This is a genomic window from Chryseobacterium sp. 6424, assembly GCF_003692615.1.
GTDB lineage: Bacteria > Bacteroidota > Bacteroidia > Flavobacteriales > Weeksellaceae > Kaistella.
Map to the genome: position 1 here is coordinate 45,419 of NZ_CP023540.1, position 26,426 is coordinate 71,844.

Annotated in this window: 24 protein-coding genes, 1 tRNA gene and 1 pseudogene; 10 read left to right on the forward strand and 16 right to left on the reverse strand. The window is 43.5% G+C overall.

Annotated elements, in window-relative coordinates:
- The first annotated feature begins 93 nt into the window (after window positions 1-93).
- Window positions 94-2,213: pseudogene (scpA, locus tag CO230_RS00240) on the forward strand (methylmalonyl-CoA mutase).
- A gap of 149 nt (window positions 2,214-2,362) precedes the next feature.
- Here scpA and sufD read toward each other — a convergent pair.
- The 4 genes from sufD to CO230_RS00260 form a co-directional block, all read right to left on the reverse strand.
- On the reverse strand, window positions 2,363-3,670 hold the full coding sequence (gene sufD / locus CO230_RS00245) for a Fe-S cluster assembly protein SufD (RefSeq protein ID WP_122026773.1): 1,308 nt from the start codon (window positions 3,668-3,670) through the stop codon (window positions 2,363-2,365).
- A gap of 74 nt (window positions 3,671-3,744) precedes the next feature.
- Entirely contained in the window at window positions 3,745-4,488 is a 744-nt protein-coding gene (sufC, locus tag CO230_RS00250; protein WP_122026774.1) for a Fe-S cluster assembly ATPase SufC, read from the reverse strand.
- 44 nt (window positions 4,489-4,532) lie between these two features.
- A complete protein-coding gene (gene sufB, locus CO230_RS00255) occupies window positions 4,533-5,981 on the reverse strand; it encodes a Fe-S cluster assembly protein SufB (RefSeq protein ID WP_122026775.1) in 1,449 nt (482 codons plus the stop codon).
- 3 nt (window positions 5,982-5,984) lie between these two features.
- Window positions 5,985-6,314, reverse strand: coding sequence for a HesB/IscA family protein (locus tag CO230_RS00260; protein WP_122026776.1), 330 nt, complete (start codon window positions 6,312-6,314; stop codon window positions 5,985-5,987).
- A 150-nt stretch (window positions 6,315-6,464) separates the two neighbouring features.
- On the opposite strand from CO230_RS00260, the gene CO230_RS00265 reads away from it, so the two are divergent.
- The 4 genes from CO230_RS00265 (at window position 6,465) to CO230_RS00275 (ending at window position 10,959) form a co-directional block, all read left to right on the forward strand.
- Window positions 6,465-7,286 (forward strand): GLPGLI family protein, encoded by an 822-nt coding sequence (locus CO230_RS00265; protein ID WP_122026777.1) that lies wholly within the window; start codon window positions 6,465-6,467, stop codon window positions 7,284-7,286.
- Between the two features lie 76 nt (window positions 7,287-7,362).
- Window positions 7,363-7,740 carry a hypothetical protein gene (locus CO230_RS12120; RefSeq protein WP_162989941.1) on the forward strand — a complete coding sequence of 126 codons (378 nt, stop codon included), beginning with the start codon at window positions 7,363-7,365 and terminating at the stop codon, window positions 7,738-7,740.
- Window positions 7,741-7,806: 66 nt separating this feature from the next.
- Window positions 7,807-10,488, forward strand: a complete 2,682-nt coding sequence (locus CO230_RS00270) for a TonB-dependent receptor domain-containing protein (RefSeq protein ID WP_162989942.1) — start codon at window positions 7,807-7,809, stop codon at window positions 10,486-10,488.
- A gap of 9 nt (window positions 10,489-10,497) precedes the next feature.
- The gene (locus tag CO230_RS00275) at window positions 10,498-10,959 is read left to right on the forward strand and encodes a hypothetical protein (protein WP_162989943.1); all 462 of its coding nucleotides are present in this window, start codon (window positions 10,498-10,500) and stop codon (window positions 10,957-10,959) included.
- 36 nt (window positions 10,960-10,995) lie between these two features.
- On the opposite strand, the gene msrB is transcribed toward CO230_RS00275, so the two are convergent.
- Window positions 10,996-11,481 (reverse strand): peptide-methionine (R)-S-oxide reductase MsrB, encoded by a 486-nt coding sequence (msrB, locus tag CO230_RS00280; RefSeq protein ID WP_410492881.1) that lies wholly within the window; start codon window positions 11,479-11,481, stop codon window positions 10,996-10,998.
- 120 nt (window positions 11,482-11,601) lie between these two features.
- On the opposite strand from msrB, the gene CO230_RS00285 reads away from it, so the two are divergent.
- Window positions 11,602-12,846 (forward strand): DUF445 domain-containing protein, encoded by a 1,245-nt coding sequence (locus CO230_RS00285; protein WP_122026780.1) that lies wholly within the window; start codon window positions 11,602-11,604, stop codon window positions 12,844-12,846.
- Here CO230_RS00285 and CO230_RS00290 read toward each other — a convergent pair.
- The 9 genes from CO230_RS00290 to CO230_RS00330 all read right to left on the reverse strand — a co-directional run bounded on the left by CO230_RS00290 (window position 12,839) and on the right by CO230_RS00330 (window position 19,244).
- Window positions 12,839-13,861, reverse strand: a complete 1,023-nt coding sequence (locus tag CO230_RS00290) for a quinone-dependent dihydroorotate dehydrogenase (RefSeq protein WP_122026781.1) — start codon at window positions 13,859-13,861, stop codon at window positions 12,839-12,841. The two genes, CO230_RS00285 and CO230_RS00290, sit on opposite strands and share 8 nt — an antisense overlap.
- 106 nt (window positions 13,862-13,967) lie before the next feature.
- The gene (locus CO230_RS00295; protein ID WP_122026782.1) at window positions 13,968-14,816 is read right to left on the reverse strand and encodes a hypothetical protein; all 849 of its coding nucleotides are present in this window, start codon (window positions 14,814-14,816) and stop codon (window positions 13,968-13,970) included.
- Window positions 14,816-15,250 carry a hypothetical protein gene (locus CO230_RS00300; protein WP_122026783.1) on the reverse strand — a complete coding sequence of 145 codons (435 nt, stop codon included), beginning with the start codon at window positions 15,248-15,250 and terminating at the stop codon, window positions 14,816-14,818. Before CO230_RS00300 ends, CO230_RS00295 begins: the two co-directional genes overlap by 1 nt.
- 105 nt (window positions 15,251-15,355) lie before the next feature.
- Window positions 15,356-15,430, reverse strand: a tRNA-Val gene (locus CO230_RS00305).
- Window positions 15,431-15,481: 51 nt separating this feature from the next.
- On the reverse strand, window positions 15,482-16,720 hold the full coding sequence (locus tag CO230_RS00310; protein WP_122026784.1) for a bifunctional folylpolyglutamate synthase/dihydrofolate synthase: 1,239 nt from the start codon (window positions 16,718-16,720) through the stop codon (window positions 15,482-15,484).
- A 62-nt stretch (window positions 16,721-16,782) separates the two neighbouring features.
- Window positions 16,783-17,616: a ferric siderophore ABC transporter substrate-binding protein gene (locus CO230_RS00315; RefSeq protein ID WP_122026785.1), complete on the reverse strand. Its 834-nt coding sequence runs from the start codon at window positions 17,614-17,616 to the stop codon at window positions 16,783-16,785.
- Window positions 17,616-18,014, reverse strand: a complete 399-nt coding sequence (locus CO230_RS00320) for an ExbD/TolR family protein (RefSeq protein ID WP_122026786.1) — start codon at window positions 18,012-18,014, stop codon at window positions 17,616-17,618. Before CO230_RS00320 ends, CO230_RS00315 begins: the two co-directional genes overlap by 1 nt.
- The gene (locus CO230_RS00325) at window positions 18,014-18,691 is read right to left on the reverse strand and encodes a MotA/TolQ/ExbB proton channel family protein (RefSeq protein WP_122026787.1); all 678 of its coding nucleotides are present in this window, start codon (window positions 18,689-18,691) and stop codon (window positions 18,014-18,016) included. The genes CO230_RS00320 and CO230_RS00325 overlap by 1 nt, the downstream gene beginning before the upstream one ends.
- Before the next feature lie 88 nt (window positions 18,692-18,779).
- Window positions 18,780-19,244 (reverse strand): hypothetical protein, encoded by a 465-nt coding sequence (locus CO230_RS00330; RefSeq protein WP_122026788.1) that lies wholly within the window; start codon window positions 19,242-19,244, stop codon window positions 18,780-18,782.
- A 164-nt stretch (window positions 19,245-19,408) separates the two neighbouring features.
- Here CO230_RS00330 and CO230_RS00335 point away from each other — a divergent pair, with 164 nt between their 5' ends.
- The 3 genes from CO230_RS00335 (at window position 19,409) to CO230_RS00345 (ending at window position 23,958) form a co-directional block, all read left to right on the forward strand.
- Window positions 19,409-21,202 carry a DUF885 domain-containing protein gene (locus CO230_RS00335; protein WP_122026789.1) on the forward strand — a complete coding sequence of 598 codons (1,794 nt, stop codon included), beginning with the start codon at window positions 19,409-19,411 and terminating at the stop codon, window positions 21,200-21,202.
- Window positions 21,203-21,354: 152 nt separating this feature from the next.
- Window positions 21,355-23,592, forward strand: a complete 2,238-nt coding sequence (locus CO230_RS00340; RefSeq protein WP_162989944.1) for a PAS domain-containing sensor histidine kinase — start codon at window positions 21,355-21,357, stop codon at window positions 23,590-23,592.
- 12 nt (window positions 23,593-23,604) lie between these two features.
- Window positions 23,605-23,958, forward strand: a complete 354-nt coding sequence (locus CO230_RS00345) for a PleD family two-component system response regulator (RefSeq protein ID WP_122026791.1) — start codon at window positions 23,605-23,607, stop codon at window positions 23,956-23,958.
- A gap of 5 nt (window positions 23,959-23,963) precedes the next feature.
- Here the strand turns inward: CO230_RS00345 and nth are convergent, their stop codons facing one another.
- On the reverse strand, window positions 23,964-24,593 hold the full coding sequence (nth, locus tag CO230_RS00350; protein ID WP_122026792.1) for an endonuclease III: 630 nt from the start codon (window positions 24,591-24,593) through the stop codon (window positions 23,964-23,966).
- Window positions 24,594-24,625: 32 nt separating this feature from the next.
- Between nth and bcp the strand changes: the two genes are divergently transcribed.
- The gene (gene bcp, locus CO230_RS00355; protein ID WP_122026793.1) at window positions 24,626-25,078 is read left to right on the forward strand and encodes a thioredoxin-dependent thiol peroxidase; all 453 of its coding nucleotides are present in this window, start codon (window positions 24,626-24,628) and stop codon (window positions 25,076-25,078) included.
- Here bcp and CO230_RS00360 read toward each other — a convergent pair whose 3' ends face one another.
- Window positions 25,079-26,299 (reverse strand): aminotransferase class V-fold PLP-dependent enzyme, encoded by a 1,221-nt coding sequence (locus tag CO230_RS00360; protein ID WP_122026794.1) that lies wholly within the window; start codon window positions 26,297-26,299, stop codon window positions 25,079-25,081. It lies immediately after the preceding gene.
- Window positions 26,300-26,426: the final 127 nt, after the last annotated feature.

Consider the following 26,426-nt stretch of genomic DNA (forward strand, 5'->3'; position numbering starts at 1 on the left):
AGTCTTTCTACATGAAGGACTTTTTTTAGCGCTTGATATTTATATACAAGCCCATGAAATTTTGTAACTTTACTTTTTTAACACCCGAAGTGAATGCGCAAAAAAATTCATACTAAAAAACCCGATTTTTCATTCAAATCTATATCCACCGAGCCTTATTTCTTCGAGAAAGATGGCCTGCAACTGAAATCCCGCTACACAGCTGAAGATGATGCTGAACTGACCTCACAAAAATTTTCAGCAGGTACAGCACCTTTTCTCCGTGGGCCATACGCCACCATGTACGTTCAGAAACCCTGGACAATCCGCCAGTATGCAGGCTTTTCCACCGCAGAAGAATCCAATGCGTTTTATCGCAGAAATCTGGCGGCAGGTCAAAAAGGACTTTCAGTGGCGTTTGATTTGGCAACGCATCGTGGCTATGATTCGGATCATAAGCGCGTGGTAGGGGATGTTGGAAAAGCAGGAGTCGCCATTGATTCTGTAGAGGACATGAAAATCCTTTTCGATCAGATTCCGCTTGATGAAATCTCTGTTTCAATGACGATGAACGGGGCCGTTTTACCCATTCTCGCTTTTTATATTGTAGCCGCAGAGGAGCAGGGTGTCGCTCAGGAGAAACTTTCTGGCACCATTCAGAATGATATTTTAAAGGAGTTCATGGTGCGCAATACCTATATTTATCCACCGGCACCTTCGATGAAGATAATTTCTGATATTTTCGAATACACATCACGGCATATTCCTAAATTCAATTCCATCTCCATCTCAGGCTATCACATGCAGGAAGCGGGTGCGACGCCGGTCCTCGAGATGGCTTATACCTTAGCAGATGGGCTAGAATATGTACGCACCGGGATAAAGGCAGGGATGAATATCGATGATTTCGCGCCGCGCTCTCCTTTTTCTGGGCCATCGGGATGAATCACTTTATGGAAATCGCTAAAATGCGCGCCGCACGCTATATTTGGGCAAAACTGCTTACCCCTTTTGGTCCTAAAAACGCAAAATCCCTGGCTCTGAGAACACACTCTCAAACTTCTGGCTGGTCCCTCACCGAGCAGGAACCTTTTAACAACATTACCCGTACCGCCATAGAAGCGCTTTCTTCAGCATTAGGTGGTACGCAATCCCTGCATACCAATGCGTTGGATGAGGCGATTGCGCTACCAACCGATTATTCCGCGAAAATCGCCAGAAATACACAGATCATCCTACAACAGGAAACCGGCATCTGCGAAGTGGTAGATCCTATGGGTGGAAGCCATGTCGTTGAAAGTCTTACCCAACAGATGATTGATGAAGCGATGAGATTCATTGACGAGGTGGAGAAGGAAGGTGGTATGACTAAAGCTATCGAAGCTGGGATACCAAAAATGAGGATTGAGGAAGCCGCAGCCGGCAAACAAGCTAAAATTGACAGTGGCGAAGAGTTCATTATTGGGGTGAATGCCTTTAGGTCATCACTACCACAGATGAAACTTGATATTTTGGATATCGATAATACACAGGTACGCCGCAAACAGATTGAAAGACTCAATAAGATTAAAAGCGAACGTAACGCAGCCGATGTCACCAACAGCCTGAATAAAATCCGGGAAGCAGCCAAATCCGGAAACGGTAATTTACTGGCTCTTTGTATTGAGGCAGCGCGCTGCCGTGTAACTTTGGGTGAAATGAGTGACGCGATGGAAGAGGCTTTCGGGCGTTATAAAGCAAATATCAGAACCATACAGGGTGTTTATGCGATGAATGCAGGCAAGAACCAATATTTTGAAAAAGCACTGGGCCTTACACAAAAATTTGAAGACCAAGAAGGTCGACGCCCACGCATCATGGTGGTGAAAATGGGACAAGATGGCCATGATCGTGGTGCAAAAGTAGTAGCTACTGCATTTGCCGACATGGGATTTGATGTGGATGTAGCTCCACTTTTCCAAACCCCGCAGGAAGTCGCAAAGCAAGCGGTAGAAAATGATATTCATATTTTAGGTGTCTCTTCTTTAGCGGCCGGGCACAAAACGCTTGTTCCTCAAGTAGTTGAGGAGCTGAGATGTCTTGGCGCTGATGATATTAAAATAGTTGTGGGTGGCGTGATTCCCCAGCAAGATTATGAGTATCTGTATGAGAACGGCGCTGATTTTATCTTCGGGCCTGGCACCAATCTCCCAAAATCAGCGTGTGAGATCCTGGAGGGTTATCTGAATGGTTAAACTGCATTTGAAATATATCACCGAACCGCGGCCGGGATCGCAGCGGTTACCCCGCAGGTCGGCGGCGCAGCCGCCGGCCGAGGAGTAGTAGCGTAGAGCCCGAATTGTCCGCCCCATAAAAAAAACGTGCTGCTGGGCACGTTTTGTATTTAAAAAGTAATATCTACTTCAAGTTTCTCCGCCAACAGGCGCGATATCTTTTCTTTCAGCGGAATAATATCGATGTTCTGCATTGCATCATTCGCAAAGGCATACAGCAGCAATGCCTGGGCTTCGCGCTTGGATATTCCGCGTGCACGTAGGTAGAACAGCGCGTCCTCATTCAACTGGCCTACGGTACAGCCGTGGGAACACTTTACATCATCTGCGAAGATTTCAAGTTGTGGTTTGGTATCTACCCGGGCACCTTCGTTAAGTAATATGTTATTGTTCTGCTGGTAAGCGTTGGTTTTCTGGGCAATTTTATCTACGAACACCTTTCCGTTAAATACCCCGTGTGCATTATCCTTATAAATACCTTTGTAATTTTGGTAAGACTGGCAATTCGGCGTACGGTGGTGTACGGCGGTGTGATGGTCAACCAACTGGTTTTCGCCAATAATGGTGATCCCGTTCATGAAGGAGTTAATATTCTCCCCATTATGGATGAAATCCAGATTATTGCGTACCAATTTACCCCCGAAGGAGAAAGTATTTACTGTGGTAAGGCTGTCGCGCTCTTGTTTTGCGAAGGTATGATCGATAAGGTAAGCGCTTGAACTGTCGTTTTGTACCTTGTGCCAGTCGGCTTTTGCGTTTTCGTAAGTGAAGATTTCGGTAACCGAATTGGTAAGTACGTAAGTTTCATCAAAATTATGATGACTTTCGATGATTTCCACTTTCGAGCCGGCCTCTGCGATAAGAAGGTTCCGGGTGTTGTAGAATGTATTTTCTTCCTGGTTTTGGGACAGGTAGAAGACATGGATGGGCTTTTCAATCACCACGTTTTTTGGGACTTTCAGGAAGAAGCCATGCTTGCAGTAAGCGGTGTTGAGGTTGGTAAAGGCCAGATCCTTATCGGTGATCGTATCGAAATACTTCTCGAAAACTTCTATGTAGTTCGCATCGTTCAGTGCATAATTGAATGACAGAAACTCTACGTTTTCAATGGATATTTTTGATAATTCTTTGTGAAGTTGCCCGTTGATAAACACGATCCAGTCGAAGTTTTCTTCTCCCAAATGCAGTTCATCTATTTTTTCTTTTGATATGGTGTGGGCGTCTTTCGGGAAAAGGCTGAAGTTTTTCTCAGTAATTTCCTTCAGGCTGGTATATTTATATTCCTCGTCTTTTTTCGTAGGAAGTCCGATTTGCAGAAATCTGTTCAGTGCGTCAGATCTTTGCCCGTCGAGAAAACGGTGGCGGAGGTTCTGCAGAAAAGCTACGTGGTTATCTTGTATATTTTCTAATAATGCCATTTTGTTTTGTTTTAAGAAATGAAGGATGTTTGTCGCGTACCGTTAAAGGGAACGTCGGAATTGGTTTTTGAGGCTTAGTTCAGCAACCAATCATATCCTTTTTCTTCCAGTTCCAGAGCAAGGGTTTTATCTCCGGTGCGAATGATTTTTCCGTCTGCCAGAACGTGTACAAAATCTGGCTGAATATAGTCTAAAAGTCTTTGGTAGTGCGTAATAACCAATACTGCGTTACCTTCGTTACGGAAGGAGTTTACCCCATCGGCCACAATTCTCAGCGCATCAATATCAAGACCGGAATCGGTTTCATCAAGGATGGCGAGTTTAGGATTCAGCATCATCATCTGGAAAATTTCATTACGCTTCTTCTCACCACCTGAAAAACCTTCGTTAAGGGAGCGCGAAAGGAAGTCACGCTTAATACCCAGTTTCTCAGAGTTTTCTCTGATGAGGGCCAGCATTTCTTTGGCAGGCATATCTTCCAGGCCGCGGGCTTTTCTGTTTTCGTTCAGCGCTGCCTTGATGAAGTTGGTTACAGAAACTCCGGGGATTTCAACTGGATATTGAAAAGATAGGAAGATGCCTTTGTGAGCGCGTTCTTCCGGTGCGTCTTCGGCAATATCCTCACCTTGGAAAAGGATTTGCCCCTCAGTCACTTCATAATCTTCTTTTCCTGCAATAACAGAGGATAGGGTAGATTTCCCAGCGCCATTCGGGCCCATGATGGCATGTACTTCGCCTGGGTTTATCTGTAAATTGATTCCTTTAAGTATTTCTACGCCTTCTTCAATCTGGGCGTGTAAGTTATTGATTGTTAACATAATATGCTTTCAAATATAGTTTTGTATTACAGGACACGCAATGGTTATCCTACAGAGCCTTCGAGTGATATCTCCAGGAGTTTTTGGGCTTCAATGGCAAATTCCATCGGCAGTTTGTTCAGGACTTCTTTTCCGAAACCGTTTACAATAAGCGCGATAGCTTTCTCGGTATTAATGCCGCGTTGGTTACAGTAGAAAATTTGGTCTTCACCGATCTTAGAGGTAGTCGCCTCATGTTCCAGCTGAGCGCTTGGATCCTTGATTTCAATATAAGGGAAAGTGTGTGCGCCACAATCATTGCCCATCAACAGGGAGTCGCACTGCGAAAAGTTACGCGCACCTTTTGCGGAAGGCATCACTTTCACCAAGCCTCGGTAAGAATTGTTCGATTTCCCGGCCGAAATACCTTTTGAAATAATGGTAGAACGGGTGTTCTTGCCAATGTGGATCATTTTGGTGCCGGTATCTGCATACTGATGGTTGTTGGTTACCGCGATTGAATAGAATTCTCCGATAGAATTATCGCCTTTCAGGATGCAGCTTGGGTATTTCCAGGTAACAGCAGAGCCGGTTTCTACCTGTGTCCAAGAGATTTTTGCACTCTTTTCGCAAAGCCCGCGCTTGGTTACGAAATTGAAGACACCGCCGTTTCCTTCAGCATCTCCGGGGAACCAGTTTTGTACGGTAGAATATTTAATTTCCGCATGGTCCATCGCGATAAGTTCCACAACTGCGGCGTGTAATTGATTTTCGTCCCTGGCTGGTGCGGTACAGCCTTCCAGATAGCTTACATAACTGCCCTCATCTGCAATTACGAGCGTTCTTTCGAACTGGCCGGTGCCGGATTGGTTGATACGGAAATAAGTGGAAAGTTCCATCGGGCATTTTACGCCTTTCGGTATGTAGCAGAAACTGCCATCGGAAAAGACGGCTGAATTAAGGGCCGCATAGAAGTTATCGCCGCGGGGCACTACTTTACCGATATATTTGCGTACCAGATCTGGGTATTTTTGTATGGCTTCGGAGATGGCGCAGAAGATGATGCCTTTCTCCATCAGCGTATCCTGAAAAGTGGTTTTTACGGATACAGAGTCCATTACAATATCTACCGCAACGCCAGAGAGTCTCTTCTGCTCCTCGATGTTGATGCCTAGTTTTTCAAAAGTTTTGAGAAGTTCAGGATCTACTTCGTCCAGACTGGCGAGTTCTGGTTTTTTCTTTGGTGCGGCATAATATTTAATCGCCTGAAAGTCTGGTTTTTCGTATTTCACGTTGGCCCAGTCGGGTTCTTCCATTTTTTGCCAGATCCGGAAGGACTCTAACCGCCATTCGGTCATCCATTCCGGCTCATTTTTTTTGGCCGAAATCATTCTTACGATGTCTTCATTAAGACCGGTAGGGAACTCTTCATACTCGATGTCGGTTTCCCAGCCGAATTCGTATTTTTGATTTTCAAGATCAACCCGTAGGTCGTCTTCAGTATATTTTGACATAATTTATAAACTAAAAGATTCTCCGCAGCCGCATGTTCTGCTGGCATTGGGGTTATTAAATACAAACCCTTTTCCGTTCAGCCCACCGGAATATTCCAGTGTGGTACCTGCAAGATAAAGGATGGATTTTTTTTCGATGATAATTTTGATGCCGTTGTCTTCAAACACCTGGTCTGTTTCATTCATCACGTTATCAAACTTTAAAACATACTCCAAACCCGAGCAGCCGCCGCTTTTCACACCGACTCTGATATAATCTTCGAAAGGTCTGAAGCCGTCTTCTGTCATCAGTTGGATGGCCTTTTCCTTGGCTTCATTACTTACTTTTATCATTGTTTTTATTTAGACTGATTTTAGACTGCAAAATTACTAATAATATAATGAATCTCAAACTTGTGCCGGTACATTTGTCTATGCCTTCGATAGACAAAAAAATTTAACTTTACGCTTTATTTTCCATCTATCATCACATATTGTTTTAAAATGAAAAAAATATCGCTGTTACTATTCGTATTGCTCACCCAATTTGTGTTTTCACAAGCTAACCGATTTGTTTATCAGGTCACTATGAAGACTGATTCTACTGACCGAGGCAACATCAAGACTGAAACTGCCTATCTGGATGTAACCCAAGGCTCTTCTGTTTTCTATAGCGAAAAAAGGGTGCAACGCGATTCGATATTTTCGCGGATGCGGCAAACCGGTACTATGAATTTTGACCGGAATATGATGGAAAACCTGAGGTCTTATATGGATTATACGATTGATAAGAATTCCATAAAAGGAACTACCACATTCACCTCAAGGGTAGGCCGCGACCAGTATTCGTATGAAGAAGACCGCCCACTGGATTGGAAAATCCTGCCCGAAACTGCTACGATTGGCGAATATAAGGCACAGAAAGCCGAAACCTCCTTCGGTGGAAGAAAGTGGGCTGCCTGGTTTACCACCGATCTTCCTTTTCAGGATGGGCCTTACAAATTTGCAGGACTGCCGGGACTCATCATCAAAGCAGAAGATGCCAAAGGCGACTATTCCTTCGATCTTAAGGAAACTAAAAAAATCGCTGCTCTGCCTGAACTTCCGCAACGCGGTAATATAATAAAGGTAAAACGCAAAGATTATGAAAAGCAGGAAAAAGCATTCCGTAAAGATCCTGCTTCATTCATGCAGGCGGCAATGTCTGCCGGCCGTGGCGGTATTTCTGCACCTCAGTTCCGCGTGAATGACGCTGACCGCCGTAAGCAAATGGAACAAAGAATGAAAGAGGAAGCGAAGAAAAACAACAATCCTATTGAACTGTAAATACCCAGCGCACATGCTATTTGTCATGACATCAGGGTTTTCCAGATATTTTAATTTTGTGTAATTTTGCACCGGCATGCTAAAATCATTAAAGATTTTCTTGATTGTTTTAGGTTTGGGGATTTTCATTATTCCCAAGCAAATGCTGTATGCAAAAGCGCCCACTGAAAAATGCTGTGATAAAAGCGGCCAGCAAAAAGATTGCTGCCAGGAAGAAGAGAAATCATCCTGCCATTCAGAAAAAACTGACAGCAAATCCGGTAAAAAAGATTGTGGGAACAGTTGCGCAAACTGCCATACGTGTTCGGTAAATGTAGTCATGACGTACCTGCCGCATCAACCTGTAATCACGTGGCTGTTATTTCATGTTTCCAAAACAGAGGTTTCGACCTATCAGCCTCCTTTTTTCACCTCACGCTTTCAAAACATTTGGCAACCGCCAAAATTGGTTTAATTTATTGATAGACAGCCATTAATTTGTTTTTTGGCTTATTTGATTATAAATTAAACTTACTTATAAATGAAAATTTTATTGAAAAGCTTTGTAGCTTTCACTTTGTTATTCTCCTATTCCATAGCCGCACAAACATTTACAAAATCTACCTTTAAGGTGAAAGGCGAATGTGGCATGTGCAAAGAACGTATAGAAACGACTGCCAGAAACAGTGGCGCCTCGGTAGCCAATTGGAATGCCGTTACACAGCAGCTTGCCGTTGAGTTTGATCCCGCTAAAACCTCAGCGGAAAAAATACTGAAGCAAATAGCCGATGTAGGTCATGATAATGAAAAATTTGCCGCCCCGGATGAGGTATATAAAAATCTTCCGGGTTGCTGCCTTTATCCGCGTCAACCGTCCTTTTTACCGACAGAGATTAGTGGAAATGTAACACCTTCAGTTGCCGCGAAAGCTGAAAATCAGTTCTATGTACGTGGGAATTGTGTTTCCTGTAAAAACAGGATCGAAAAAGCGGCGCAGGCGGCCGGTGCCGGGTCTGCCCATTGGGATGCAGAAACCCAAATCATAACCCTGGGATTCGATACCGCCAAAACCTCAGCGGATGCCATTTTAAAAAAAATCGCAGATGCAGGCCACGATAATGAAAAATACACCGCGACCAACCAGGTTTATGCGGTGTTACCCGCTTGCTGTCTGTACGACAGGGATCTTCCGCTTGGCATCAAGAGCGATCTTGTGCATCTGGAAGAAACCCCGGTTGCAAAGAAAGATTTTGTAGCGCATGCAGATCACGTAGATAAATCCATTGAGGAAGTAAAACTGATAAGAATGGCTGAAGCTACAGCCCTGAATAAAAAAGAAACAGGCCTTACCTTTAATATCAGCTCGAAAGAATTGTTGAAGGCTGCGTGTTGTAATTTATCGGAAAGCTTCGAGACCAATGCTACGGTGGATGTCTCTTTTACAAATGCTGTCAGTGGTACCAAACAGTTGAAAATGCTTGGTTTGGACCAGAAATACACCTCATTAACCAAAGAACTGCTGCCTTCAATCCGCGGACTTGCTTCTCCGTATGGGATGAATTTGATTCCCGGACGTTGGATTGGCGGCATTCAGCTTACCAAAGGTGGTAGCACGGTTACCAACGGCTACGAAAGCATCACGGGGCAAATCAATACTGAACTACTGAAATTTAATGAACAGCCAGAGACTGCAATGAATGTTTTTGCCGACATCAATGGCCGTTTGGAAACCAATATTACGTCCACAAGTTTGCTTTCTGAACATTGGAACCAAAGCCTTTTATTGCACGGTAACGCAACGTTAGGTAAGATGGATGCCAATGATGATGGCTTTCTGGATCAGCCGACAGGAAATCAGGTGAATGTAGCTTATTTACTGAATTATAATGATTTAGAACATAAGGGTTGGGGTACGCATTTTGGTATCAGTTTTGTGAAAGATGAGCGCTTTGGCGGTCAGAAAACATTTGATAAAAACATAAACCCGTCACAACAGGATGCGTACGGAATTGGTATCGACATCTCAAAATTCGACATCTGGAACAAGACCGGCCATATTTTTGAAGGCAAACCTTACCAAAGCCTCGGACTGATGAACCAGTTTACGTATTATCAGCAGGATGGTTTTTTTGGTCGCAGGAACTACCGTGGTGAGCAACGTACATTTTATTCAAATCTTGTATTTGAAAGCATTTTCGGTAATACCAATCATAAATATAAAACAGGCGCTAGCTTTTTGTATGATGATTTTGATGAGAATTACCTCCAAGACCGTTTTACCAGAACCGAAACAGTTCCCGGAGTGTTTTTCGAGTATACCCTTACCGGCACTAAATATACTTTAGTTGCAGGAGCCCGTACAGACTTCCATAATTTAGCAGGTACGCAGTTTACCCCAAGAATCAATTTTAAATACGATCTTACACCCAAAACGATAGTAAGGCTTTCCGCCGGCCGTGGTTTCAGGACAGCAAATATCTTTGCTGAAAGCCAGCAGTATTTTGCCTCAAACAGAGTAATTGAAATCGTCGGCAACGGTGGCGACATTTATGGTTTGAAGCCAGAAATCGCCTGGAACTACGGCGCCAGCCTTCAACAAGAATTTAAACTTTTCAACAGAAAAGCGACATTGATAGCAGATTTTTTCAGAACCGATTTCCAGGATCAGGTACTTACAGATTTGGATGTATCGACGAGCAGAATTGTATTCTACAACCTGAAGGGTGATTCTTATGCCAACAGCTTCCAAACGCAACTGGATTTTTCACCTGCTAAAAACCTGGATCTGCGCGTCGCCTATAAGCTCTATGACGTACAGGCAGATTACGCAAACGGTAGGAGAGCGGTACCTTTTATGGCGAAGCACCGTGGGTTTTTCAATGCGGCTTATGCCACAGGTAAAAATGACCGGGGCGGATTCTGGAGTTTTGATGCGACATTACAATGGGTGGGCAGGCAAAACTTACCTGACCTGTCTGCAAACCCCGTTGCCTACCGCTTGCCAGAGTATTCTCCGTCGTTTGCTACTTTAAATGCACAGATCTCCCGAAATTTCAATAAAAATATTCGTGTATATTTGGGAGGTGAAAACCTGACGGGTTATACGCAAGACCAACCGATAATTGATGCAAAAAATCCGTTCGGAAATTATTTTGATGGCGGTATGGTGTACGCACCTATCATGCCGGCCAATCTATATTTCGGGTTGGATGTCTCCTTTTAAAAAAGAAATATGAAAAAATTAACATTAATGATGTTTGCTTCCGCGGCGCTGCTTCTGTCCTGCGAAACAAAGACAAGCCAGGATGGTCAAACAGCTACCACTACGGAAAACGCTGACAATCCTCCTGCACAGGCAGATAGTTCAGCAGTTGGCACCAAGCAGGAATCGGCACCTGTGGCAAATAATGCGGGGGCCAGGCCAGCGCTTAACCCGCCGCATGGCGAACCATATCACCGTTGTGATATTGAGGTTGGCGCCCCATTAGACAGTCCGGCACCGGTACAGAATGTTGCGCCACAAGCGGTGCAGCCAGCGCCACAGGGTGGTTTTAATACGAACCCAATTTCGCCATCTTTACAGGCACCGGCCGTGTCATCATCACCGGCAAGCGGATCAAAGCCGGCGCTTAATCCGCCACATGGCGAGCCTCACCACCGTTGCGATTTGCAGGTCGGCGCACCTTTAACCTAAAAAAATTGCGGAACTCAAAGGTTCCGCAATTTTTATTTATTTTTCAGAGTCGCCTACGAAATCAAGGCTGACGGAGTTCATGCAATACCGCATGCCTGTAGGTGGCGGTCCGTCATTAAAAACATGGCCAAGGTGCGAATCGCATCTTTTACACACTACCTCAATTCTTTCCATCCCATGCGAAGAATCGCGGTGGTAGGCGACACCTTCTTTATCAGCTTCGAAAAAACTGGGCCAGCCACATGTAGAAGAAAATTTCGAGTCGGAGCGGAACAGATGGTTACCACATACTGTGCAGTAATATTCCCCAAGTTCATCAAACTCGTTATATTTACCTGTAAAAGGACGTTCGGTATCGGCCTCGCGGGCAATGGCATACACTTCCGGTGAAAGTATTTTTTTCCATTCGGTATTAGGTACATTCAGCTTGGTGCGGTCGGTACGCGAGTAATATGGATTGTTTTTTGCCGTAGAATTTTCCATTTTTTGTGAATTTGTGGGTTGTTTTACCTGCGAACACATTTGCAAAGAAGATAGTGCCAGCAGCATTGCTATAAATTTCATGGTTATAAAACTCATTTTCACAGGAAATCGTATAACATAAATGAATTTTGATATCCAAATGTACTAAATTAATCAATAATGAATACCGCAGAAAAAGAATTACAACTCCGTAAATATAAATTTTTTGCCACCGGCCTGTTTGTATTGATGGCGGTGATTTTCGTGGCGATGACAATGCTACAGAAACAAAATTCAGCCGTTTGGATTGGGTATGTACGTGCTTTTTCGGAAGCGGCCATGGTAGGCGCGCTGGCAGACTGGTTTGCCGTAACAGCGCTGTTTCATCATCCTTTGGGCCTGAAAATCCCGCATACCAACCTTATTGAGAAAAGTAAGGAAAGGATTGGTGATAATCTAGGCGAATTTGTAGTTTCAAATTTCCTGTCACCAATAAACATCAGGCCTTATATGGAAAAACTTAAAGTATCAGACTTTGCTGGTGAATGGCTATCTAAGAAACAGCATCAGCAAATGGCAGTACAAGAACTTTCGGCCGTGGTAAAAGACATCCTAAATAAGCTTAACGATGAAGAAGTAGTAAATTTCATTGCCGCTAAAGCCCGGGAAATGACGGCTAACCTTAAGATTAATGTCATGATGGGAAGCGGTATGGAGTATATTCTACACAAGAACGATCACCAGAAAATGATCACCGGACTGGCAAAACAGATTAAGGAATACGTAGCCCAAAACAGTGAAATGATAAAAGAGCGGGTAAAAAGGGAAAGCTATTTCTTAGTTCCGAAATTTGTTGATAATACCATTGCCGAAAAAATTACAGAAGGCCTGGCGGGTTTTTTTGAAGAAGTGGAAGCTGATGCGGAACATAGCTTACGACACGAAATCACACAGAAACTCTATGCTTTTTCCACCGAAATCAGGGAAGATAAGAAATGGGAAGAACAGTTGCAAACCATCAAGAATGATTTTCTGACAGGCGAAAAGCTGAACAGTTACGCAAATGACATCTGGCAATCCGTTAAGAATGCGGTTCTACACGAACTTGATGCAGAGGATTCGGCTTTAAAGAAATATCTGACTAAAAATTTGGTTGATTTATCCCAAAATCTGCGCACGGATCTTACGCTGAAACAGAAAATTGATGGCTGGGTGCGTCATACGGCTTACAAATATATCTTACGCAATACCCATCAGGCTGGCAACCTCATCAGTACCACGGTAGCTACGTGGGAAGGGCGTGAACTTAGTGAAAAACTAGAATTGGAAGTCGGTAAAGATCTACAGTTTATCCGTGTAAATGGCACATTAGTCGGTGGCTTGGTAGGTTTGCTGATTTATTCGGCGGTTCATTTATTCAGTTAACTAATTTTTTAGTTTCATTCAAAATCCGTTCGTTAATATCCCGGATTAGTTTGGGCCCTTCATAAATAAAACCGGTATATAGTTGTACGAGGCTTGCACCAGCCGCAAGCTTTTCCAACGCGTCATCCGCTGAATGAATGCCGCCCACGCCAATAATGGGGAAAGCCTTGTGGCTTTTTTCGGAAAGAAAGCGGATGACTTCCGTGGAACGATTGCCTAACGGTTTACCAGAAAGGCCGCCACTTTCATTCTTGTCTTCGGACAACAGGTTTTCGCGCGAGAGGGTAGTATTGGTGGCAATCACGCCAGCGATGCCTGTATTCTTTACGATATCAATAATATCCAGAAGCTGCTCCTCGGTTAAATCTGGGGCGATTTTAAGCAGGATAGGTTTCGGTTGGTCTTTTTGTCGGTTAATTTGCTGTAGCGTGCCCAAGAGTTTAGTTAAAGGTTCTTTTTCCTGCAAGGCCCGCAGGTTTGGCGTATTTGGCGAACTTACATTAACTACAAAATAATCTACATAATCATACAGTTTCTCGAAACATACCTTGTAATCGTCAACCGCACGCTCGTTCTCCGTAATCTTGTTTTTACCAATATTGCCACCGATCAGCACGTTTTTATTCTTCTTCAATCGTTCTACGGCGATGTCAACCCCCTCATTATTAAAGCCCATCCGGTTGATGATGGCGTGATCTTTTTTTAGCCGGAAAAGTCGTTTTTTTGGATTTCCGGGTTGTGGTTTTGGCGTGATGGTACCGATTTCAATAAAACCAAAACCCAAATCTGAAAGTTCGCTGAACATCTTGGCGTCTTTATCGAAACCTGCCGCCAAACCCACCGGATTCTTAAATCTCAGGCCGAAGACTTCACGTTCCAATCCCGGATCCGAAATAGGTTTTGGAAGTAGAAATTTCGTGAAAAAAGGGAAATTCTTTAATAAAGTAAAAGTAAAATGATGTACTTTTTCAGGATCGAATTTGAACAGGATTGGGCGGATAAGGCTTTTGTACATGGAGAAAAGTTTTACAAAAATACTAAAACAAAACCAGTGAAAAAGCATCAGCAATCAAAAAATCGGTTCCTGGCATTACCTAAGGTTTGAAGAAGAACTGTAAGGCTTAAAAGCTGATGTTAAAGTATTTTTTGAACTGTGGATACAATATGTGATAAGGGAAAAAGATAAAGATTAATCCGTAGATTACACTCTTCCAGTCGGCTAGAACGAAGAATTTGGTGTATAGATGGAAGGAAACTAAAAAGATTATGGTGAAGGTAAGATATCTTCTGCTGAACGCGCCTAGGACGCATAATGCCTGAAGTATTATCCCAAAAACTGTAAGGACCATCCAAAGGTTTTCAAATTCATACAAGTCGGCCATCCAGTTTGGGATAGGCTGCCCAATAATATAGTAATTATAAGCAGAGTTTACAAGTGCGGCATTTCTTTCGTACCAAGATAGGTCTGGTGATTGAAGCAGGATGTCTTTGGCTATCGACAGCAGTTTCCACACGCCTGCTAAACTATAAGTGATTAAAATGCCCGAATACACATACTGAACGTATTTATAGTCTTTTGCGAGGAGTTTCCTTGGCAGTAAAAACATTGAAAAGAAATAAAACAGGATCAGCACATGACTGTGATGTCCCATGCCGCTATATCCCGCAATGGGCAGGTTCACCAAGAAAACTAATGCAAAGGTAAAAAGCGAGATCAAATATTTTTGCTGAAATAACCCCCAAAGTAAAACCGCCGCCAAAAGAACACAATAAGCGCCATAATAATATACAGAAGGAAAGCCCGGAAAAACTATTTGTTGGATCCATACTTGCGGGTTATAAAATACAGGTGCCCTTTGATGATAATCTAGGAAGTATAGCCACTGTTCGAACAGCCAGTATAGGGTAAATACTCTTACCGCATAATAAGAAATCTGATAATTATATACCGTTAGTTTTTTGTAATCCATTAGAAAGCGGTAATAATTGTTTTTGTGGTGCTGAAGTTTCTTTTGCCAATTTCCTGCGCATTGAATGTTTCTTTAACCAAAATATAATAATCGAATCCCGGCGCGGTGATGTCAGCAAACAGCCTTAATTTCTTAAGGTTTTCCTGCTTTTCAGTGTTATTGGCAATATTGTTTCCGTAGCGGTTGATGATTGCGAATTTGATGTCCGCATCATACACTTCAGATGCCGACTTCATTGTGATGGCGAGTGTGTCTTTATTCTGTACACCATATATCTTGAAAACAACATCCTGTTTAGTGGCGCCGAATGGTTTTGAAAATAATTTCCAGCTGTAAAAAGGATAGATTTCGGGCTTGCCCTTTGAGATTAAAAGATAACTGGCTGCTGTCAAGACGAGGCTGATGAAAAATAGATGAGGTGTATATTTTTTCATTCTGCTAAAGTATTATTTCTTGATGATAAATGGCGGTTTACCAATAGAGATGAAAAGCTAAGCACAAAGCACAAAAAAACTCCTCAGCGTACTGAGGAGTTTGTGTGGGTCCTGAGGGATTCGAACCCCCGACCCTCTGGGTGTAAACCAGATGCTCTGAACCAACTGAGCTAAGAACCCTTTTACCAAATTTCGTTTCTCATTTTGGTGTTGCAAATATACAACGTTTTTTTATTTCTGCAAATTTTTTTCAAGAAATTCGCCTACAATAAAGTTGCTTCCGCCTATGAAAATCATCTCGTCTGTTTTAACATGTTGTTTTGCAGAGAGGTATGCTGCCTGAAGTTCATCAAAGATTTTATAATTAATTTTTGATTTTTTTAATTGCTCCTCATAAAATTTTGGGTGCAGCCCACGGTTGAGGTACGGTTTAGTGAAATAGTAGGTGGCATTGCCCGGTAAAATCTGTAGGACTTCGTCTATCTTTTTATCCTGAACAAAACCTAGTATCATATGTTTGTGTTTCGGGATCTCATTCAACTGGTTGAAAACTTCTTCCAAGCCGGCCTGGTTATGGGCGGTATCACAGATCGTGAGCGGCTGTTGCGAAAACTCAAACCAGCGGCCGAAGAAATGGGTGTTCCGTTGTACGTTCAGCAAGCCGTTTTCTATATGTTTCTCGGATATAACTAAACCTTTGTTTCGCAGTTTTTCGACAAGTGCTATAACAACCTTTATATTCTTCTGCTGATAATTCCCCTTTAAATCTGATGTATAGGCCGCATCCACAGTCGTCGCATCTACAAATTCGGCGCCTGTCTGTTCAGCCTGATCTTTTATTATTCTTTTTACAGTCTCCTTATCATCTCCAGAGATGATGGGGATTTGGGCCTTGATAATCCCTGCTTTTTCTGTCGCTATTTCTTCAATGGTGTCGCCGAGGATGTTCTGGTGGTCCAGTGCCACATTGGTAATAGCGGTAAGCATGGGGGAAATGATATTGGTAGCATCCAGCCGGCCGCCCAGGCCTACTTCAATGATGGCATAATCTACTTTTTGCTGGCTGAAGTATTCAAAAGCCATGACTGTAGTAAATTCAAAGAAAGAAGGGCGGATGTCCGCTGGCAACACCTTCAGTCGGTTGATGAAGTCGTATACGAAGTTTCTGTCCGCATTCAGCCCGTTTATTTTTATCCTTTCAGTAAAATCTACTAGGTGTGGCGAATTATACAGCCCAACTTTATAGCCTGCCTCCTGAAGGATTGAGGCCAGCATGTTGCTGGTAGAGCCTTTTCCGTTCGTACCGCCAATATGGATGGTCTTAATCTGATCCTGCGGATTCCCAAAGAATTCGCATAGCCTTCTGATATTATCCAGGCCGGGTTTATAGGCTTTTTGGCCATCGGTTTGGTAGTTGGGAGCCTGTACGTACAGCCACTCCACAGCATTCTGATAATCCTGATCTGTCATGTTGCAAAAATCAAAAAAACTTCGCCAATAGCGTAATTTTCGGGTAAGAAAAGATGGTTTTTTTAAAAAGTAATCCGATAAGTTCCGGTGGAAGAAGTAGCCGCACGTTCCGCTTTCACATATTGTTTTACCCAACTTACGGAAGTGGAAGTCACGCAGTGATCTGAAATCCCGCCCGACCGTCTGGCAGAAATTACATTGCCTGCTTTATCTACCGTGTAAGAAATGTGTATGGTACCACTTGCCGAACAGTTATGGGAAGGTTGTGCGCCACCGCGCCCCATGGTACCGGGAATAAAACCAATCAGGTTTCGGTCTACCCCTATTTTACTGTCGCCATTGCCATCTCCGCCAAGAGGGTCACCCTGGTTTCCGGTGGTGCCCGTCGTACCTTGTGTAGTGTTTTTAGTTCCGCGCCCTTTTATTAAATTGCCTATGGCTGCATTGCCACGGCCGTCACCTGTAGAAGTGGTAGGTTTGGCAACGGCGGTTTTGGGTGTCGTAGCCTTAGGTTTGGTGTTTTTTTGGGTTTCTGGTGTAGGTGTAGTGGTGTTGGCACTTTTGCCAGTAATCATTTTTTCTTTTACAACAGGTTGTGGTGTCTGTACTTTTGGTTCGGGTTCGGTGACTGTTTGCTGTACAGGCTCGGGCACTGCGGTTTCCGGTGCGGCGGAAATGCTGCCTTCCTGGTCGGCGGGTTCTTCTTCCGTAGCTCCTTCCTGTTGGTCCCCGAAGTTGATCAGCATTGTGGTAATCTCTTCAGGTTTATAAGTAACAGTGGTGAACTGATAGAAAAATATGGTTAGAAAGACCAGGGCCGAGAGCAGTGCTGTGATGACGGCACTGTTCCTGCGGTCGCGGTATTCGCTTTTTTTATGTTCGGCAGCAAAACTCATTAATCATTTTGGATGGTTGCGATGGCCAGATTGAATTTATGGGTTTCTGCGATACCCATTACAAATACGACATCTTTATGCTTGGTATTTTCGTCAGCACGAATGGTAAATGAAGGGTTTTCTTCATCTTTCAAAGCGTTTACCAATACATTTTCGAGTTCTTCTTTAGCAATTTCCTCATCATTAAGGTAATACTTGCCGTCTTCTTTAATGGTAACAGTAGAAGGGTCCTGAACGCTGGGGTTGGTAGCATCAGTCTTTGGCAGTTTTACATCAATCGCACTTTGGCTGATGGCAGAACTTGTAATCATAAAAAAGATCAATAACAGAAATATAATATCTGTCATTGAGGCCATGCTGAATTCGGCGTTTACACGGTTTCTGCGTTTCAGTTCCATTAAAGCGGTTTATTTAGGGCGTCCAGAAAATCGTTTACATGGGTTTGCACTTTTAACACCAAACGGTCTACGTTAGTTACCAGGATATTATAGAAAAAATACGCTGGTATGCCTACGAATAACCCGACCGCGGTAGTAGCCATGGCGGTGTAAATACCCGAAGCGAGCAGTTTCGGACTTACGGCGCCGGTAACATTGGAAATCTCAAAGAAAGCCATGATCATCCCTACAACCGTCCCTAAGAATCCCAACATGGGTGCGGCACCCGAAGCGGAAGCCAGGATGTTGAGGTTCTTCTCAAGTTTGGAAACCTCCAGCTGGCCCTGGTTCTGCATGGCGTTTGAAATGTCAGAGATTGGGCGGCCTATCCTCGCGAGCCCTTTTTCTATCATACGTGCTTCTGGTGAGTCGATGGTGCGGCAATAGTCCATGGCGGTCTGTATTTTACCGTCTTGCACGAAATCTTTAATGTTTTCCAGAAAATTAGGGGTTTCTTTTGAGGCTCTTTTGATGAAGAAATACCGTTCAAAAAAGATGTAAACGGCTAAAATCCCCAGTAAAAAGATAGAAACCATGATGGCATTTCCCAAAATACCGCCGCTGAAGAGTATTTCCCAAAGAGAGAAAACGTGTTCTTCAGCCGTGTTGCCAGGCAAAGTTGTGATCTGTAAAAACATTGTTTGGTTTTTAAAATATTAAATGGAACGGCGAAGGTACCGATATATTGTAACATCACCCCAACATTAAAGAATATAAGGAGGTGGGCTAATCTTCATCCTCTACCTGGATGATATCTGGTTTGAAATGGCATTTCAGTTTGAAAGGGATCGGCTCATCAGCGCCGGTGTAAAAATCGCTGATCTCGCCTTTCCAGCAAAGCTGTAGGTCGCCTTCCGCGGTAAGATCGTAGCTGAGTTCATTATTGAAAAGATAGGCCTCTTCGTCATCATAAAGATCTACTTCGGTGTATATTTCGTCATCAGAATCGTTTATCTGGAAGGATTTTCCTGCAATTTCATCACCATCGATCAGAAAATCAGATATGGTAAGCCGCAACTGTGGGAAATTATACTGCAGGGAGTCATCTTCAACATGATCCACTGAATCATCAGTGATGACATCCACTTCCAGAAAGTGCTGCTTATTGCTATAAACGGCTTTACAGTAAGTGCTGCCGAGGTGGTATTTAAGGGTTTCTTCAGGATGGTAGATTTTTAAAATCCCTTTCATTTCTTTTTAAAAAATAGTGTGTTAAATATTGTTGATAAAAACTTCTTCAACAAAGATAAAAAATTGATTGATTGCGCAAAATTATTACTTTTAAAAGATTTCCACACCGAAAATCCCGCCATCTTCACAGAAAATGATATAATTTAGCCTCTTTAAATTTACGCATGAAAAAGTTTCTTTCCACGTCTTGCTTCATCATTGCAGTTTCAGTAGTGTTTATAGGCTGTAAAAAGACAGATTATCCGCTCACCAAGGAAACTCCGTCGGATATAGATACTGTGGCTGCCAATTATTATGAACAGTATCTAAAGCTTTACCCAATGGAGGCCACTTCCCAAGGGGATTTGCGCTACAATGACCAGTTGCCTATAAATATTGATAAAGATTTTATTTCCGGTGAAATTTCTTTCTATAACTCGGTGCAGAATGATCTAAAGAAAGTGGATTATGAAAGCCTCAGCGACGAGAAAAAAACCATCTACGATGTGCTGGATTATACGCTGGCAGATAAAATTGAACGCTACGCCTATCATCCCGAATACATCCCGTTCACCCAGTTTTCTGGCTTGCCGCTGGAGTTTCCTTTGCTCGGCAGCGGCCAGGGCAGCCAACCTTTCCGTACCGAAAAAGACTATAACGACTGGCTGAGCCGGGCAGAGAAGTTTCCGCTCTGGATGGATACGGCTGCGGAGAATTTCCGCCAGGGCATAAAACAGCGCTATGTGCTCCCTAAGAAACTGGTGGTGAAAATGATTCCGCAAATGGAGGCGGAAGAACTTATTTCTGAAGATTTCGAAAAGAACATCTTTTACGGCCCGGTAAGAAAGTTCCCGCCGAAATTCACCCCCGCGCAGAAAGAGAAATATACCGCTTTGTTTAAAGAACTGGTTTTACAGAGGATCATCCCTGCGTATAAAAAGATGGGTGATTTCCTCGAACGCGAATATTTGCCTAAAGCCCGCGATACCGATGGCATCAATGCATTGCCAAATGGTAAGGAAATCTACGCTTATTATACCAAAAGCTGGACGACTACAGGGAAAACCCCCGAAGAAATTAACAAAATCGGCCAGAACGAGGTCGCCAGGATACGTGCTGAAATGGACAAAGTAAGACAGCAAGTCAATTTTGCCGGAACGCTGGAAGAATTCATCGCGCATATGAAAAACGATCCAAAAGCATTCCCCTATAAGCGCAGTGAAGAGATTCTACAGGCTTTTAATTCAGTTTTACAAAAAATCAGTCCGAAGCTGAAAACCATGTTTACGGTAACACCCAAAACCCCTTTTGAAATAAGACAGACCGAAAAGTTCCGCGAAGCCAGTGCCAGCGCGGAATATGTGGTAGGTACGCCCGATGGTAAAAGGCCAGGCATATTCTATATCCCCATCCCGGACCCAATGAAATTTAATGTGACTTCAGGTATGGAATCGCTTTTCCTACATGAAGCTATTCCGGGGCATCATTACCAGATTTCTCTTCAGCAAGAGAATACCGATCTGCCAGGTTTTATGAGATTCGGTTGGTTTGGGGCGTTTGGTGAAGGTTGGGCGCTGTATTGCGAATCATTAGGTGCTGAATTTGGCCTTTATACCGATCCGTACCAGAAAATGGGCTCATTAAGCGACGAAATGTTGCGTGCGGTACGCCTGGTGATCGATACTGGCCTACATACCGGTACCATGACGCGTGAGGAGGCAATTGCCTATTTCCTAAATAATATTTCCTATGATGAAGCCGCCGCCACTGCCGAGGTGGAACGGTATATGGCCATGCCCGGCCAGGCACTCAGTTATAAGATCGGTTCGCTGAAAATCCGCGAATTAAGGGATCAATATCAGCAACAACTTGGCAGCCGTTTCAGTTTGGCAAAATTCCATGATGAACTTTTAAACCAAGGATGTTTGCCACTTGATGTCCTGAGCCGTAAGATGGAACTTTGGGCAAAAAGACAATAATGTTTAATGATTAAACCCTTTTAAGTTTAAATTTTACACGTATTTTATAAAAATTGCGGGTTATGGGTATTAATTACCATTAATTCTTGTAAATAATTTATAGATGTAAGAATGTATTTGTTAACTTTATCCAGTAAAAAACTATGTCACCCATGGAAGCCAGTTTTCCTTCCTCATCATTTCTCTTGAATCAGCATCTTTACGGCAGCATTCTCCACAAAGCACCGTTTGGTTACTCTTTAATGAATGCCGCTTATGTGATTGAGCATACCAATGAAACCTGGCTGGAGATTGTCGGCAAACGTCAGGAAGAAGTAGTGGGTAAATCAATTTTCGATGTATTCCCGGAAGCTGTAGAGCAGCTTAGCACGATTTTCTCCGAGGATAACCCGCGCGAGACATCTTCTGCGGAACACCGCCTGAAGATCAAAAGAAGTGGCGATGCCGGCGCTGTGTATTTCAATCTCGTATATCAGTCAATTTATGATGAGGTTGGGAATTTTCAGTATTATTCCATCGTTATAATTGATATCACACACCTGGTAAAAATTAAGAACAAGGTGAAAGAGGAAGCAGAGCGCTTGCGGTTGGCCACAGAAAGCTCCTGCACCGGGACTTGGGACCTGAACCTGAAGACGCATGCACTCGTATATTCACCCTCACTGGCAAAGATTTTTGGGTATAATGAGCAGGAAGTGGTTACCCATACACAACTGCGCTCACATCTTATGGAAGAAGACCGCATTAATGTGGTAGACAAAGCCTTTGAAGCCGCCATAAAAACCGGTATCTACCGTTGCGAAGCACAAATAACCGACCGTTTCGGCAACCAAAAATGGATTTTCACCAACGGAAAGATTTTTTACGACGAAGAAGGACTGCCGGACCGAATGCTCGGGATCATGCAGGATGTTACCGAACGTAAACAAAGTGAGATCCGGCAGTTACAAAGTCACCACGAACTAAATACAGCTATTGAAGCTACGAAACTTGGGCTGTTTGAGATGAATCCTGAAACCTTCGAAAAATCAAACTTTTCCCCACGGTTCCTAGAGATTTTAGGCTATGATCCCAAGACAGAAACTGTGGATACGCATGTTCTAGAGCGGCATATTCACCCAGACTTTGTTCATATCCGCACGCAGGCACTTCAGAAAGCCCGCGAAACCGGCGATCTGCACTATCAGACCAAAGTAATCCTTCGCAATGGCAGCATAAAATGGATCGAGCTTTACGGTCGGTTACTTTCTTCTCAAAAAGGCAGCCATGCTTATATTTCCGGCACCATCCGCGATATTACCGACCTTAAGGATTATGAGGAAAAAATAAGCGAAAGTGAAAGGAAATACCGCTTTTTAGCTGATGTAATGCCACAAATAGTGTGGATTCGTGAAGCAGATGGGCAAATGACTTATGTAAACAAATCTACCTTAATCTTTACAGGGCGCCCTTATGAAAACATTACTAAAACCGATGCCTGGGCTGAAATCATACACCCCGAGGATAAAGATGAAAGTCAACGCCTCTGGGAAAAAAGCATTACCGAACTGAAACCGTTTTTTTGTGAACACCGTTTCCGCAATGCCGCCGGTGACTACCGTTGGTTCATGAGCCGCGCCTATCCAGAAGTGGATGAAAACGGCGTCGTGACAAAATGGGTAGGCACCAGCACCGATATTGATGAAATGAAGCGCCAGGAAAGACAGAAAAACGATTTCATCAAAATGGCTAACCATGAACTGAAAACACCAGTAACCACCATAAAAGGTTATGTGCAGTTGCTTAAAAAGATGCGTGGCAATTCTGAAGATCAGTTTCTGGTAAACTCTTTAGGCACTATCGAAAATCAGGTAAATAAATTAAACGCGCTTATTGGCGACCTGTTGGATATTTCGCGGATGGAATCCGGAAACCTGCCACTGAATACCTCGGAAATCTCCATCGTAAAGCTGGTTACAGAAACCATTGAAGATATTAAAGCGTCCGAGCAGAGCCACGACATCATTTTCAGCCTGAGACATGCCGGTGACATCGAAGTGACTGCCGATAAAGACCGTCTTACGCAGGTGCTTAACAATCTGCTTACCAACGCGATAAAGTATTCGCCACAAGCCAATAAAGTGCATGTTGCCCTTTACGTAGAAGATGGGCAGGCCATTGTTTCCGTAGAAGATTTCGGTATCGGGATGGATAAGGAAGAGTTGGGCAAAATATTCCATCGGTTTTACCGTGTATCCGGCGATGATGAGAAAACATTCCCCGGCTTTGGCATCGGTTTATACATCGTGAAGGATATCCTGAAAAGACATGGCGGTAAAATTTGGGTAGAGAGTGAAAAAAACAGCGGAAGCAAATTCTTTTTCTCGCTTCCTGTATCGCAGAAAATATAAATAACAGCGAATATGTATATACTGGTAGTTGATGACAACAAAGATATCTGCCAACTTATTGAGAACATTCTGCTATCAGAAGGTTATCCGGTGAAGTCATGCCGCAATCCGCTGGAGGTAAGCAAAATCATTAGTCAAGAGAAACCAGATCTAATTATTACCGATATGCTGATGTCGGGCTTTGATGGCCGAACGTTGACAAAACAGGTAAGAAACTCCCCGGAAACCCAGGATATCAAGATAATGATGATGTCGGCTCATCCCGATGCCGTCGCTATAAGCGAGCAGATTGGCGTGGATGATTTTCTGACCAAACCATTTGAAATTGATGATTTGGTAGATAAAGTGGCCAGTTTACTTAAATAGTTTGGCTATACACTTTGATTCGGGAACAGCATTTTCGTAATGAAATCTTTTTCCCGGTTGCCGCGCGCAGGCGAATATTCGCGGCCATAGAAGATGATCTGAAGATGAAGGCGGTTCCAGGCAACTTCCGGAAAAATCTTTTTTGCGTCGCGCTCGGTTTCCACCACGTTTTTCCCTTCCGTAAGTTTCCACTGTTTCATCAGCCTGTGGATATGCGTATCTACCGGAAATGCGGGCACGCCAAACGCCTGGCTCATCACCACCGACGCCGTTTTATGGCCTACACCGGGCAGCGCTTCCAGTTCTTCAAAAGTTTGCGGTACAATGCCCTGGTGCTTTTCGATAAGCATCTCCGCCATTTTCTTTAAATTTTTCGCCTTCGTATTGCTGAGTCCGATTTCTTTGATTAAAAATTTAATTTCATCCTCTTCCAAAGCCGCCATTTTAAAAGGGTCGCCCGCCACTTCAAAAAGTTTTGGTGTGATCTCATTCACTTTTTTATCGGTGGTTTGCGCGGAAAGCGCCACCGCCACCAGCAATGTGAACGCATCTGTATGATCAAGCGGAACCGGGACTTCCGGATAGAGTTTCTCAAGTTCAGTCATCACGATTTGGGCTCTTTGCTTTTTTGTCATTTAAATTTTAAATTTGGTCAAAATTAAACATTATGCTAAAGGTTGGCGACAAACTCCCCGAATTTGAAGGTGTAAATCAGGACGGCGAGACAATTAATTCTAAAAATTTTATAGGTAAAAAACTCATCGTTTTCTTTTATCCAAAAGCAAATACGCCCGGCTGTACCGCACAATCCTGCGATTTAAATAATCATTTTTCCACACTTAAAAAAGAAGGTTACCAGTTACTTGGTGTTTCTGCCGATCCGGTAAAAGCACAGAAGAAATTTCATGAAAAATTCGGGTTCCAATATCCATTGCTCGCCGATGAAACCAAAGAGGTCATCGAAAATTTCGGTGTTTGGCAACTCAAAAAATTCATGGGTCGCGAATTCATGGGCATCGTTCGCACGACTTTTATTTTCGACGAAAATGGCGTCTGCACGCGTGTAATCGAAAAAGTAAAGACCAAAGAAGCCGCGAAGCAGATTCTGGAAGAGCAGTAATTAGCTTAACATCCGCTGCGCTTTCCTCACACCTTCAACAAGAATATCGATTTCCTCAAACGTATTATACACCGCAAAACTCGCGCGCACGGTGCCGGCAATTTCGAAGAATGCCATGATCGGCTGCGTGCAGTGGTGTCCGGTTCTTACAGCGATTCCGATTTTGTTGAGAATCATACCGACATCTGACGCGATCCCGATTCCTTCCAGATTAAATGAAACGACGCCAGTTCTGGTCGCTTTTTCACCATAAATTCTAAGACCGTCCAGCTCCAGAAGTTTCTGCTGCGCGTATTCCAGCAAAGCATTTTCATGATTCTGCAAATGCTGGTGACCGATGCTTTCAATGAAATCTGCCGCTGCACCAAGCGCGATGTTTCCGCCTACATTCGGTGTGCCGGCTTCGAACTTGAACGGAAGATCTGCGTAAGTGGTTTTATCAAAAGAACAGGTCGCAATCATCTCGCCGCCACCATGAAACGGCGGAAGTTCCCGCAGGATTTTTTCTTTGCCATAAAGGATGCCCGTTCCCATCGGCGCGTACATTTTATGCCCGGAAAACACATAAAAATCACAGTCGAGTTGCTGGACATCAATCTTAAAGTGCGGGGCCGCCTGCGCACCATCAATAACGATAAGCGCATCCGAATTTTTCCGTGCGAGTGCAATGATTTCTTCTACCGGATTCACTACGCCAAGTGCGTTCGATACATGGTTCACCGAAATCAGACGTGTTTTTTCGCTGAGGTTTTTTTCAACAAAATCAATTTGCAAGATACCATCGCTGTCGATCGGGATTACCTTCAGTTTTGCGCCGGTACGTTCGCAAAGCATCTGCCACGGCACGATATTCGAGTGGTGCTCGAGGTAAGAGATAATGATTTCATCGTCTTTTTTCAGCCAGGCCGTCAGCGAATAGGCGAGCAGATTGATGCCTTCCGTAGTTCCCCTGGTGAAAATGACCTCAAAGTCGTGCTCAGCGTTGATGAATTTCTGGATCTTGCGTCTCGAAAGTTCCATTTCTTCGGTCGCTAACTGACTTAACGTATGAATACCGCGATGCACGTTGGCGTTAATTTCTGTGTAATATTTTTGCCACGCATTTAAAACAGCTAATGGTTTCTGCGAAGTGGCGGCATTATCAAGGTAAACCAGTGGCTTTCCGTTAACGCTTTGATCTAATATCGGGAACTGGTTTCGTATATGTTGAATGTCGAACATTTGAACTTATTTAGAATGCCTCAAATTTACGGAATTTTATCCGGCCTTCAGCTTTAGTCTGTATGGCATCATTACAAAAAAAAGTTCCGGAAAACCTCCGGAACTTTATAATGATGTACTTTTCAAC